The organism is Enterococcus sp. DIV1368d, from assembly GCF_050542975.1.
GTDB lineage: Bacteria > Bacillota > Bacilli > Lactobacillales > Enterococcaceae > Enterococcus_D > Enterococcus_D casseliflavus.
In genome coordinates this window covers 2,941,117-2,953,079 of the sequence record NZ_CP172939.1, presented here as the reverse complement: position 1 = coordinate 2,953,079, position 11,963 = coordinate 2,941,117, and the positions used below count along the sequence as shown (strand labels likewise).

Annotated in this window: 14 protein-coding genes and 1 pseudogene; 12 read left to right on the top strand and 3 right to left on the bottom strand. The window is 38.9% G+C overall.

Annotated features, from left to right (window positions below; all coding sequences use genetic code 11):
* Position 1: 1 nt before the first annotated feature.
* Positions 2–1,210, bottom strand: a complete 1,209-nt coding sequence (locus IGJ44_RS13860) for an AbiH family protein (RefSeq protein ID WP_115231842.1) — start codon at positions 1,208–1,210, stop codon at positions 2–4.
* Between the two features lie 43 nt (positions 1,211–1,253).
* Here IGJ44_RS13860 and IGJ44_RS13855 point away from each other — a divergent pair, with 43 nt between their 5' ends.
* The 11 genes and pseudogenes from IGJ44_RS13855 to IGJ44_RS13805 all read left to right on the top strand — a co-directional run bounded on the left by IGJ44_RS13855 (position 1,254) and on the right by IGJ44_RS13805 (position 8,990).
* A complete protein-coding gene (locus tag IGJ44_RS13855) occupies positions 1,254–2,996 on the top strand; it encodes a terminase large subunit (protein ID WP_430605831.1) in 1,743 nt (580 codons plus the stop codon).
* A gap of 10 nt (positions 2,997–3,006) precedes the next feature.
* The gene (locus IGJ44_RS13850) at positions 3,007–3,177 is read left to right on the top strand and encodes a hypothetical protein (RefSeq protein WP_430605829.1); all 171 of its coding nucleotides are present in this window, start codon (positions 3,007–3,009) and stop codon (positions 3,175–3,177) included.
* 28 nt (positions 3,178–3,205) lie between these two features.
* Complete coding sequence (locus IGJ44_RS13845) at positions 3,206–4,468, top strand: phage portal protein (RefSeq protein WP_430605827.1); 1,263 nt, start codon at positions 3,206–3,208, stop codon at positions 4,466–4,468.
* Positions 4,404–5,024 (top strand): annotated as a pseudogene (locus IGJ44_RS13840) (HK97 family phage prohead protease). The gene IGJ44_RS13845 and the pseudogene IGJ44_RS13840 overlap by 65 nt, the downstream one beginning before the upstream one ends.
* A gap of 60 nt (positions 5,025–5,084) precedes the next feature.
* Positions 5,085–6,296 carry a phage major capsid protein gene (locus tag IGJ44_RS13835; RefSeq protein ID WP_430605826.1) on the top strand — a complete coding sequence of 404 codons (1,212 nt, stop codon included), beginning with the start codon at positions 5,085–5,087 and terminating at the stop codon, positions 6,294–6,296.
* Positions 6,296–6,610, top strand: coding sequence for a hypothetical protein (locus tag IGJ44_RS13830; protein WP_430605825.1), 315 nt, complete (start codon positions 6,296–6,298; stop codon positions 6,608–6,610). The genes IGJ44_RS13835 and IGJ44_RS13830 overlap by 1 nt, the downstream gene beginning before the upstream one ends.
* A complete protein-coding gene (locus tag IGJ44_RS13825; protein WP_430605824.1) occupies positions 6,600–6,938 on the top strand; it encodes a head-tail connector protein in 339 nt (112 codons plus the stop codon). The genes IGJ44_RS13830 and IGJ44_RS13825 overlap by 11 nt, the downstream gene beginning before the upstream one ends.
* Positions 6,925–7,260: a phage head closure protein gene (locus IGJ44_RS13820; protein WP_420694307.1), complete on the top strand. Its 336-nt coding sequence runs from the start codon at positions 6,925–6,927 to the stop codon at positions 7,258–7,260. The genes IGJ44_RS13825 and IGJ44_RS13820 overlap by 14 nt, the downstream gene beginning before the upstream one ends.
* Positions 7,260–7,592, top strand: coding sequence for a hypothetical protein (locus IGJ44_RS13815; RefSeq protein WP_430605822.1), 333 nt, complete (start codon positions 7,260–7,262; stop codon positions 7,590–7,592). The genes IGJ44_RS13820 and IGJ44_RS13815 overlap by 1 nt, the downstream gene beginning before the upstream one ends.
* 668 nt (positions 7,593–8,260) lie before the next feature.
* Positions 8,261–8,425, top strand: coding sequence for a hypothetical protein (locus tag IGJ44_RS13810; RefSeq protein WP_430605821.1), 165 nt, complete (start codon positions 8,261–8,263; stop codon positions 8,423–8,425).
* Positions 8,426–8,429: 4 nt separating this feature from the next.
* Positions 8,430–8,990 (top strand): GNAT family N-acetyltransferase, encoded by a 561-nt coding sequence (locus tag IGJ44_RS13805; RefSeq protein WP_430605819.1) that lies wholly within the window; start codon positions 8,430–8,432, stop codon positions 8,988–8,990.
* A gap of 50 nt (positions 8,991–9,040) precedes the next feature.
* On the opposite strand, the gene IGJ44_RS13800 is transcribed toward IGJ44_RS13805, so the two are convergent.
* Both IGJ44_RS13800 and IGJ44_RS13795 read right to left on the bottom strand, forming a co-directional pair.
* Positions 9,041–9,310 carry a hypothetical protein gene (locus IGJ44_RS13800; protein ID WP_430605817.1) on the bottom strand — a complete coding sequence of 90 codons (270 nt, stop codon included), beginning with the start codon at positions 9,308–9,310 and terminating at the stop codon, positions 9,041–9,043.
* 188 nt (positions 9,311–9,498) lie between these two features.
* A complete protein-coding gene (locus tag IGJ44_RS13795; RefSeq protein ID WP_430605816.1) occupies positions 9,499–9,789 on the bottom strand; it encodes a DUF5960 family protein in 291 nt (96 codons plus the stop codon).
* A gap of 311 nt (positions 9,790–10,100) precedes the next feature.
* Here IGJ44_RS13795 and IGJ44_RS13790 point away from each other — a divergent pair, with 311 nt between their 5' ends.
* Complete coding sequence (locus tag IGJ44_RS13790; RefSeq protein ID WP_010749981.1) at positions 10,101–11,783, top strand: ribonuclease J; 1,683 nt, start codon at positions 10,101–10,103, stop codon at positions 11,781–11,783.
* Positions 11,784–11,963 lie beyond the last annotated feature (180 nt).

Here is an 11,963-nt window from a genome sequence, read left to right as displayed (position 1 = left end):
ATCAATGTATTTCTTTTATAGAAATCCTATTTTCCACAAGAAGTCTAGAAACAAGATTCTCTCTATGGTCTTTATTTTCAAGTGTTGAAGCATATTCTTCTAATAATTTGGTTATTCTATCAACATAATCCAAACTTATTTCTTCGGTTGACCTACCGTTAAATGTAGTAAATTTAAAAATAAGACGTGCATTTGAGTCGTGTAGATTCAGTTTGTCAAATATTGCTTCAAAATAACTGTAATCAAGGCTGCTTAATGAATGTCCATAAAAAATCACTTCGTTATCAGTTGTTGGAAATGAAAGATCATTACTTACTTTAGAAATATTTCCAATAAGTTGCCTATATGTTTTTGTGAATATAAAGCTTCTATCTTTGGTTTTAACGTTTTTGGGATCTATTCCAAAAATAGTGTCTCCAGCTTCTAAGGTTCCATGAATATTCCTCACATTTAGATTTACGTGGGGATACGCGATGCCAGACTTCTTATAATGAATCTTTATATGTTTATTATCAAAAGGATTAGTGTAGTTGAAGTTTAATATATTGACTGTTTCATTTTTTTTGAGCCCCTCTATATCTAATAATTGATTTGCTAAATTTATGGCTTTACTAATATAGTGTTGCTTTGATTTTTTATTCTCTAAAAGATATTTTGAAAAGTGTTTTTCTAAAATATCTAGTTCACTTCTTAAAAAAGAGATTTCATTATTAAAAAGTTCATATCTTTCGCTATCGAAATAACTATAAAAGACAGAAGAGATCAGGTTATAAAGATTAAGATTTTCAAAAGGCCTGAAGCATTGGTTCAGAAAAATATCATTTGTTATAAAATTTTTGATTCTTTTTTCGATATCATTCCACTCCGAAGGGAGAATATCTTTTTGATAATAAAAGAGTAAGTCCCAAAAAGAGAGCGCATTTAAGTTTTCGGGAGCAGGAATATCACTCTTTAATTCAGGAAGAAAATCGTGATACCGCCTGCCACCAACTGATCTTCCTGGTTTAGAATAATAAATATGAGCAAAAATTGTCCGCTCTGGATCATCAAGTTCGTCCCTAAGTCTTCTAAATTCATGAAATTTTATTTTTAGTGAGTCTAAGAATGTCATCGTTTCATTGTTAAATTTATTTTTAAAATAATCACCATAACTCGAGTTGAGTCCACAATGTAAATCAAATCCGTTACCTATAATTAAAGTTTTACGCATGTTTTCACCTCACTAAAATTATAACATGAAGGAGGTGGCAGAAATGATAGATTTTCAGAAGATACCTCAAAAATATCGTGACGATACTTTTGCCTACGCTGTTTTAATTGTCGAACGAAAGATCGAATCATGCAAAAAAGTTTACGATGCTTGTATGCGACACCTTCGAGATCTATTAAAGATTCCGAAAATGAGCTGGAAGTATGTTTATATTCCGCAAGAATCAAAAAAAGTAATCGATTTTCTTGAGATGCTTCCGGATGTGAAAACAGGAAAAACTTATCCATTAGCAAATTTTCAGCGTTTTATTATCGGTAATATATATGGTTGGAGACATAAGAAGGATACTACGCTACGGCGCTTTAAACGTGCTTTTATCAGTGTTGCCCGAAAAAATGGAAAAACAATTTTGATAGCTGGAATTGTTTTATACGAATTTCTTTTTGGAAAGAACCCGGCTATGTCTCGACAGATATTTTGTACCGCAAACGCGAAAGACCAAGCCAAAATTGCTTTTGAAATGGCAAGGAAACAGCTGGATGCATTACGTGCAAAATATGCTGAGATCAAAAAGGCGACAAAGCGTGTGCGGGATGAGCTAAAGAATTTGGTTGATGAGTCTTACGTCACGTATTTATCGAAAGAAACTGGCGCAATCGATGGATTTGAGCCATACATCGGAGTTTTTGATGAGTACGGTGCCAGCAAGACAAACGAAATGATGGAGCTTATCGAATCGGGTCAAGGTCAACTAGATAATCCGCTGACGCTGATCATTTCAACGGCAAACTTTAATTTAAACGTGCCGATGTACGCTGTGGAATATCCGCGGATGAGAAGCATTTTAAATGGGGAGTTAGACGATGAAGAACAGTTCGCCTATATTGCAGAGCAAGAATCGTTAGAAGAGATAGAAAATCCCGAGATGTATATCAAAAGTAATCCGATCCTCGTAGTCGATGCTTTGAAAGATAAAATGATGGATTATCTAAAGAAGCGATGGAAAACGGCAAAAGAGACCGGAAATACGGTTAAAGTCGTAGTTAAAAATTTCAATATGTGGATGCAAGCCAGCGAAGAATCGTATATGTCGTCTGAACATTGGAAAAATGCACAAATTGAAAATCCTGACATTACAGGTCGGAAAGTTTGGATTGGTGTGGATGTCGGGCGATCAAGTGATTTATTTAGTATCTCCTGGGCGGTCCACATGGATGACTACTTTTTTGTTGATAGTTTTTCTTTTGTAGCTACCAAGTACGGATTGGCTACAAAAGAAAAGAGGGATGGCTTGAATTATACTGACTTGCAGCAAAAAGGTGAATGCAAAATAACTGACTTAGAAAGTGGTGTGATTGACTATGACGAAGCCTACGAATGGCTAGAAAACTTTATCATAGAAAACGAGTTAGATGTGCAATGCATTGCTTACGATCCGCACCAATACGGACACATTTTGACGTCTATCGAGAAATATCATCCTGAATGGCTGCAAGTTGAAATTCGTCAAGGCACGTTAACCTTGAACATGCCGACAAAGCAGTTTAGAGATGATGTGATTGACAAGAAAGTCCGACATGGCGGCAATCGGTTGTTAACGGCAGCGATCAATAATGCAATCACCAAAACGGATAACAACGGAATGAGGATCGATAAAAACAAGAACAGCAACAAAATTGATCCGATCGATGCATTGCTAGACGCATACGCGGTTTGTTATACGGAGTTTCAATCCGAAGGGTATTGGACGGATGAAAAAATTCTTGGTGGTGATTTCGGTTTTTAGGAGGATTCGAATGAGGAAACTTTTTAAAGTGATTCTTACAAATGTTCATACCATTTTTCTCATTGTCGGCATTGCCTTTATCGCAGTGGCGGCCTTTTTGTATTCAATAATTACAGGCTGGCTCGTTTTAGGTATCTCTTTTGTGGCAGCTGGATTATTGATAAATAAGGAATTAGGTTAAGAAATAATACTGGAAAGGGGGTGATAATGTGGCTTTTTTTCAACCGCTAGGATCAAAAGAGGAGCAGATCAATGCGCTGATGTATGACGAATTACCAACGTCGCAATCATTCACAGGTATTCGTGCATTGAAAAATTCAGATGTGCTAACAGCGGTCACTATTGTTGCTGGTGATATTTCAAGATTTCCGCTAGTGAAACAGGACTTAGACGGTGGAATCAGTCAAGATGAAAACTTGAATTATTTAATGAATGTGAAATCAACAAAAGAAGCAACAGCGCATGCATGGAAGTTCGCAATGGCCGTCAATGCGATCCTTTGCGGCAATGCTTATTCTAGAATCCTACGTGATCCAGTAAGCAAAGAACCGCTGGAATTTGAGTTTTATCCACCGTCTGCAGTCACGATTGAAGCCGGAGAAGATTATACATCGCGATCCTATGTATTTTATCCGCTGCAAGGGAATCGAGAAATCCACTGTGGACCGGAGGATGTGATTCACTGGAAGTTTTTTAGTAGCGACACCGTGTACGGCCGATCGCCGTTGCTATCACTCCGAAACGAGATTAGTTTGCAAGAATCAGGTATTTCTACCTTGCTCAAATTCTTCCGCGATGGTTTTTCAAGCGGTATTTTGAAAATGCAAGGTGCGCAGCTGTCCGGAGAAGCAAGGAAAGCGGTGCGTAAGGAATTTGAAGTTTCTCGCGAAGGGGCAACAGGAGGCAGTCCCATCGTAATGGATTCGACGATGGATTACACGCCGCTTGAGATTGATACAAATGTTTTGTCTTTGATCAATTCAAACAACTATTCTACTGCTCAAATTGCGAAGTGTTTAAGGGTTCCGGCGCACAAACTAGCAATCACAAATCCGAATCAGTCCGTCAAGCAATTAAATGACGACTATATTTTAAACGATCTGCCGTATTACTTTAACGCGATCACTTCTGAGTTTCAGTTGAAACTTTTGGATCAGTCAGAGCGTAAGAAATTTGTCCTTAGTTTTGATACCAGGTCCGTTACTGGATTGATGCCGGAGGACGTGATGAGATTGTACAATGGCGGCTTAGTGACAGGTGATCAGGCACTTAATTTGATGGGAATATCTGCAAGTGGAGATCCCGACATGCAACGTCGCAAATTTAGTTTGAATTATGTTTGGTCTGATTTAGCTGAGAAATATCAAATAGATCAGCAGAATAGACGAAAACGAAAGGGGGAAGATGATGACGAACAAAGCGGAGATCCGCCAACGGACAACGAAATTGGAATTGAGAAAATTGGAGAATGATGTCGAAGTGATCGAAGGCTATGCACTAAAATTCGATCGATGGTCTGATACGTTAGGCTGGCATTATCCTTTTCGCGAAAAGTTAGAGCGAGGCTGCTTAGATGAGGCTGATACAAGCAATGTTGTTGCATTGTTTAATCATAATTAGTCGCAAATCTTAGGGCGAACAGGGGCGAATCTTGACCTGGAAGTCGATAATATCGGGTTAAAATTCCGAATCAAACCGACGAATACGACTTTATCAAAAGATTTGCTCGAAAATATCCGTGCTGGTGTGATCAATCAATGTTCTTTTGCCTTTAGCATTCCTGATGAAGAAGAAGCTGAGGAATGGAGAGAAAATAAAGAAACTGGTATCTATGAGCGATTGATCAATAAAATCGATCGACTTTACGATGTATCAGTAGTGACTACACCTGCCTATCCGGACACAGAGGCAGTCGTTGGAGCAAGGAGCAAGCAAATTGTCGAGGAGTTGCGCAATCATCCGCAAAAGCGGGAAGCGGAACGAATGTTGATCGATTTAGACAAGGAAGAATTGTTGAATACTTTATAAATTCTAGTCACTCATTTTTGAGGTGGCTATTTTTTATACCAAAAAATAGGAGGATAACAAATGTTTGAAGAAAAAATCAAAGAATTGCGTGAAAAGATTGCTGCCAAAGAGGCGATGGGTAAACAGTTAGCGACAGAAATTCGCTCACTTCTACAAGGTGATGACGGAGAAGAAAACATCAAGGAAGCAAAAGCGAAAAAAGCGGAACGCGATGCTGCACAAGAGGAACTCGTAGAATTACGGGAAACTTTGTCACTTTATGAAGATCAGAAAGAGGGCAATTCTAAACCAGTGGAGGGGCGGATGCAAGGCACCTCTCAAGATCAGGAATACCGAGATGCATTAAATGCATTTATCCGATCAAAAGGGGTAGAAACCGACGGATTGACAATGATTGCTAATAATGAAGCACTTGTACCTGAGAAATTTTGGCGAGCGCTTGATCCTACTGTTGATGGAATTATCAAAGAAGATACTAAGCCAGTAACTTCTGAGGAAATTTCATACGTTCCGGAACGTGAGATTCATACAGTCGTTAACTTAAAATTATTTGCCCGTATTCATAAAGCGAAAAAAGGTTCTGGAAAATATCCTATCTTAAAACGTGCAACTACTCGCATGTTTTCAGTTAAAGAACTTGATAAAAACCCAGACTTGGCGAAGCCAGAATTTGATCATGTAGATTGGGAAGTAGTTACCTATCGTGGGGCGATTCCGTTGTCGCAGGAATCAATCGATGATGCAGATGTAGATTTGGTAAATCTTGTTGCCGAAAACAATGCTGAGATTTCTCTAAATACTACGAATTATGCAATGAGCGAAGTATTTAAAAAGTTCCCGAAAAAAACGGTCAGCGGACTGGATGATATCAAAAAGATTTACAATGTAGAACTTGATCCAGCCTATCGCAAAGTTTTTGTTGCCTCTCAGTCGTTCTATAATTTCTTAGATACAGTCAAAGACGGTAACGGACGGTACTTGCTGCAAGATAGCATTCTATCAGCCTCTGGTAAAACATTTGGCGGCCATCCGATTTTTGTGGTAGGGGATGAACTTCTAGGAGAAGCAGGTCAAGCAAATGCATTCTTAGGAGATCCTCGTCGCGGAATTCTTTTTGCTGATCGAAAACAGTTAGCTGTCCGCTGGGCGAATCATGATATTCACGGACAATATTTGCAAGCAGTATTGCGCTTTGATGTTCAAATTGCAGATGAAAAGGCGGGTTATTTCTTGAGTTATGAAACGCCTGAAATTTCTGGAGGTGCTGATTAATGAAAATTCGTGTGAGAAATACAATCAAGTTGGATATCGAGGGCAAAGTGAAGACCTATGGCCCTTCGCGAACGGTTTATAAAATCGATGACAAAGTTGCGAAAGAAAAGAATTACAGCAAGCGATTCAAAAAATACCCTGAACACATTGAAATTGTTGAGGATATTGTTGAGGAGGTCGTGGTCGTTGATACGACCCCGTCTCCGGATCAGAAAGAAGAGAAAGAACAAGAAACAGTGGAGGAAGATTCTCCGGCTGACAAACCAAAGAAAAAGAAAGCAGCGCCAAAGAAGAAAAAGAAAGATGAAGAATAGTACGAGCTACTCTGCTCTTTTGAAAGGCGAAGAGTTTGATCAAATCAAAAATTACCTGAAAGTGGACCATCATTACGAAGATGAGCTGATCAAGGAATTCCTAGATGCGGTGGCGTTGCAAGTCTTGGATGCGATCAGCTCAAAGCTTTCTTTGTGTGATTTTTGGCGTGATCCTCGCTTTCATTTGGCGGTCAAAAAGCAAGCAAAAGAAGAGTATGAGCATCGAGGCGTATCGGCTGATACATTTCGTCACGAAATGGCGAATGGTGTCGTAAACATTATTCACCAGCTACGCGCAAAAGGAGTGATGGAGGATGTTCACTCGTAACTTGAATGAGCGAATCTTTTTCATTGAATACAAAAAAGAAAAGGACCATAACGGCGATCTTATCAAAAAAGAGAAAGAGCGCTTTTTTTGTTGGGCAGAAGTAGCGAAAGCAACGACAAAAGAATTTCGCGATCGATCGACGGACAAGATCGAAGAACTGAAAAAAAGACGTAACAAGCGAACTTTTTATATTCGTTTTCGCAAAGACATTGAAGACGAAAAGTATATCAAATGGCGTGATCGTGTGTATCGGATCATTGATATAGAAGAGGATTGGCAATCGAAAGATATGCTGATGATTACGGTGGAGGTGGTTAAGTAATGCCGGAAGGACTAGATGAGATTCTGGCCAATATCCACAAGTTGCAGGTCCAAAATAAGCGTGTTGCACGGGAAGCTGTCACGGAAGTCGCCGACAAGACAGCACAAATTTTAGAAGTCAATACGCCTGTTGACGGCGGCGAGATGCAAGGGGATGTGGCAACTAGCGGTTTTAAAGGTGGAGCGCAAGGTCAAATCGAGAAAGACATGGTCGCAAATTTCGGGACGCTAGTTACCATCTTAAATTCATGGCCATTATTACACTTCATGGCTATGACATCCTCGTTAGTAATATATCCCGTGGCAAAATTTCTGACATCACTTTCTTTTTGATCACATGTGGGGCAAGATGTTTCTATTAATAAGCTCATTTGGAATCTCCTCATCAATTATTTCAGCCGATCACTGACTGATAAAGAGATTATATTACCTAGTCCATACGAACAGAAAGAGAACGCAAAAAAGCTTCCTTACTCAATTATTAGTCGGGAAGCTTTTTTTTATTGTATTCAAAAGTTACTTTACTTGACTTGCAGTAACCAAGTTTATCCTTTAGATTATTAGGTACGTGCAATACTCTACGAGGAGTATGAGGCGGTAATGCTTGGGGAAGTGTGCCTGATACTCTTCGATTCTTATATTTTATCATTGTTCCTACTTAATAGATATTATTGTTCAGAAAGTCGTCTAAAAAAACTGTTAGTTTTCAGCAAACTATAATTATATATTCATGACATATTTGGAATGCTCCTTACTCAATTAGAGTAGGGGGCTTTTTTAATCTACGAATATTATATAGGGAATAAAATGAATCAAGTACATAAATTATTTAACATATGATTTAAATAATTAAACAAGATTGGGCGTAACTATTGATTAAGCAAATTTAGAATGATATATTTAACTTGTGGATGAAGCAGACGTAAATTTAAACGTTACGTTTCTTTATTGTATAATTTGGTGACCAATGTTAAGTTAACCAGATCTTAAGGAGGGTTATTATGGCTACTATAGTAAAAGATAGTAAAGTTGTCATGAGAAGTTCTGAGTACGAAAAATTTATGAGCAAAGTATATCAAAATGATGGTCAAAGACAGCGATCAAAAAATGCAACTGCAACAGCTAAAAGAATTGAGAACATAAAAAATCTGATAATTATTGGTTAATAGTATGAGCGAAAAAGAGACTAGTTCAGATTTCATAAAAGAAAGTACTTTAGTGAAAATAACAAATTTGGATGAGAAAAAACTTGAAGCCTTGAGTGAGTTTGATTGCGGAGAAAAATCTATTAATGAATACTTAATTAATGATGCTCTTGAAGATTCTCGTTTAGGTATAACTAAAACTTGGTTATACTATGATGAAGGGGATCTGAAAGGGTATTTTAGTTTGACTACTGACAAGATGACTATAATTAAAGCATCCAAAGCAAGAAAAAAGATGCATGTCAAAATGAATTATAAGGGTATTCCCAGCATACAAATACATCATTTTGCAATCGATAAAAGATTCCAGAAGAACAAAGAGGAAAAAAATGGGCAACATCTTATGGATATCGTTCTTTATTTTATAAAGTACAATATATTATGCCATACAGGAGCTTGTCTTATAACAGTATTTAGTTTAAAAAGTGCGGTTGGCTTTTATAAAAAAATGGGTTTTGAGAAGACGGGCGATAGTAGAGATCAAATTAACAGCGCCATGGGCTTTTTCACTTCCGATTTATATTAGCTTTATCCCCCTTGCCATCTGAGCAAGGGGGATATTATCTTATTTTTATTTTAGGAAAGGTGATGTGTTTTATTAATTGCTTCAAATTCAATCATAATCTTCGTCTTGCCAACCACCGAATACTTCTTTACAACAAACTGTTTGCGATCGTTATACTCACCAGCGACCACGACCTGCATTCCTTCATCTGCATCTACCGAAAAGTTCAAACTGTGTGCAGCAATCAAGCAGTTAAATTTGTTAAGCGAGAACTGCACCAAAGGGGCCTTGCTCATCTTCAACACACGTATCTTGGATACATAGCCTTTCATCGATTTCATAACAATCGCCTCCATAGCATTGTACATAATAGCGACAATCCGTTTTGCCTAGTGTGACAGCCACATAAAACTCGACACATTTTACGCCGTATAAGCATTCCTGTGATTCGGAAATCGAATCAGGAAATTCATTTATAAACTCTGACAGATGTATATAGCCTTGTTCATACATGGTTATTAAATTCATATCAGTTTCCGCCTGGTTTGTATATTATACTAGGATCGTATTTTCTAAGAATCTTTTCTTGCGTTCTAACGTGATCAAACAGATAATTTTCTCCGTCTTTCTTAAATACGAAGGCTAGAACTTCAGGGTATTTTGAGTAGCTTGAGGGAACCGTAAAATATGGTTTTCCAGTAGTATCCATTGTTCGAGCGAACTGATCGTATAGCAAGTGAGCCGGACCCATTCTTTCGATAAATTCGTAGTAATAGCGTTCAAAAGCATATGTACTTTGGTTCGCTAAAGGTATCTGCATGTTAATCACTCCTTGCCACGATTATACGAACGTTTGTTCTGTTTGTAAAGCGAACAGAAAATGTAACTATGTAAAAATTTCAAAAAATCTATGGATGCATGCCCGCATTTTTGAATTCCTTTGACTACCCTTTAGTTGCATTTTATTGCGAATGTTTGCGCTATTTTGTATCGATGCGCTAACAGAAAACCTTATTGTTACGAGATTTTGCGACAGATTACAAGTATTATTGTTATTTTTGTTGTATAATACTAGGGACGGCTTATGCTTGGGAAATAATACAGTAGAAAAAAATTAAGAGGTGAATAAAAGTGGAAACGATAAAAATCATTCCTCTTGGCGGTGTACGCGAAAACGGAAAGAACATGTACATTGCTGAAGTTGGCGAGGATATATTTGTGCTGGATTGCGGTGTCCGTTATCCAGAAAATGAATTATTGGGGATCGATACAGTGATTCCAGACTTCACATATTTAGAAGAAAATGCCGACCGTGTGGCGGGTGTCTTCTTGACCCATGGGCATGCAGATGCGATTGGTGCATTGCCTTATTTCTTGGAGAATATCCAAGTACCGGTCTTTGGGACCGAGTTAACGATCGAACTAGCAAAATTGACCGTGAATAAAAATGAAGCTACCAAGCGCTTCAAAGATTTTCATGTGATCGATGAACATTCGGAGATCGACTTTGGTCATGCGACCATCAGCTTTTTCCGTACGACCCACTCCATCCCTGATTCTGTTGGGATCAGCGTCAAAACAGAAGCTGGCAATATCGTTTATACAGGAGATTTCAAGTTTGACCAAACAGCGATCCCTATGTATCAAACCGATTTTGGCCGCTTAGCGGAAATTGGAAAAGAAGGAGTCTTAGCCTTACTAAGCACGTCTTCAAATGCCGAAAATCCAACGCCGATCGCTTCTGAATTGACGATCCAAGATGAAGTTTACGACAATATCCGTTATTGGGAAGGTCGAATCATCGTCGCTAGTGTTGCCAGCAATTTGCAACGGGTGCAACAAGTATTAGATGCGGCGTTTCGTTCTGATCGCAAAGTCGTTTTGACCGGGCAAGATTTTGGTCGGATCATCAAAACGGCCATGAAGTTAGGGAAATTAAAATTACCTGCCGAAGACTTGCTGATCACCCAAAAAGAAATGAAAAAATACTCAGACGAACAGTTGCTGATTTTAGAAACAGGTCGTATGGGTGAACCAATCAAAGCGTTGCAAAAAATGGCCAACGGCTCTCACCGGACGCTGCGCATCAAAGAAGGAGATCTTGTTTACATCACAACGACGCCGACAACGGCAATGGAAACTGTGGTTGCGAAAACGGAAGATATCATCTATCGCGCTGGCGGTACCGTAAAACAGATCTCGGATAATTTCCGTGTTTCTGGTCATGCCAACCCGAATGATCTGCAGCTGATGTTGAATATGATGAAACCGAAGTATTTTATCCCTATTCAAGGCGAGTACCGCCAATTAGCCGCCCATGTGGACTTGGCGCAAGAAGTCGGGATTCCGATGAAAAATATCTTCATTACTGCTCGTGGGGATGTATTAGAATACAAAAAAGGCGAAATGCTTGCCGCAGGTGCGGTTCCAGCTGAAAACGTCATGATCGATGGGATCGGTGTCGGTGACATTGGGAATATCGTCCTGCGAGACCGCAAAGTCTTATCTGAAGACGGAATCTTCGTTGCGGTAGTGACGATCAATCGTCGCGAAAAGAAAATTATTTCTGCACCACAAATCACTTCTCGCGGATTCGTCTATGTGAAAGCCAGCCGCGATCTGATTCGTGAAAGTGGCGAGATCGTGGAAGAAATCGTAGAAAAACACCTTCATGATGAAGAGTTTGAATGGAGCAAATTGAAACAAGATATCCGTGATCGTTTGAGTCGTTTCTTGTTTGAACAAACCAAACGCCGTCCCGTCATCTTGCCGGTCATCATGGAATCAAGCCAAAGAAATCGCAACCGTAAATAATTCGTTTTGACCTACTGACAAAAGCAGGTGAAAGAATAGCCGTTTGACGGCCGATTTCTTTTCACCGAAGCTTTTGTCTTTTTTTATGTAAGAAAACAGGTGGCGGTTTTTTTACAAAATGACCCTTATTTTGGTCGTGATGAGCAGATAAGGATTGACGGCGAATGGATTTCGATCAAT